This window comes from Massilia sp. 01N410, assembly GCF_056399665.1.
This window is the reverse complement of the sequence record NZ_JBFTRV010000089.1, coordinates 1-375: the sequence shown is the minus strand read 5'-3', so window position 1 is coordinate 375 and position 375 is coordinate 1. Positions and strand designations below refer to the sequence as shown.

The window sequence follows — 375 nt, the reverse complement described above, 5'->3', positions numbered from 1 at the left end:
AGCACCCAGCCCCATGCGGTGATCACCGATTACAGCATGCCCGGTGGTGACAGCTTCGGCGATGGCATCAAGCTGATCTCGTTCCTGCGCCGCAGCTTCCCGGACACGCATGTACTGGTATTGACGATGGTCTCCAATCCTTCGCTGGTGGCAGCCATGTATGCCGCTGGCGCGGGCGGCGTGGTGCTCAAGAGCCACGGCCTGGGCAGCCTGGTGCAGGCGCTGCGCACGGTGCTGGCCGACCGCATCTATCGCCCGCCCGGACTGATGCCGGTTGCCGCGGCGGAACCGGCCGATGCCGCGGTGGTGCTGGCACGCCTTTCTCCACGGGAACTGGAAGTGATCCGCCTGTTCACCGGCGGCATGAGCGTGGGC

Annotated in this window: 1 protein-coding gene; it reads left to right on the top strand. The window is 66.7% G+C overall.

Annotation, left to right across the window (positions count from 1 at the left end):
* Nucleotides 1-375, top strand: a 375-nt coding sequence (locus tag AC1DOP_RS27375; protein ID WP_477254444.1) for a response regulator, incomplete at both ends; no start/stop codon positions are given.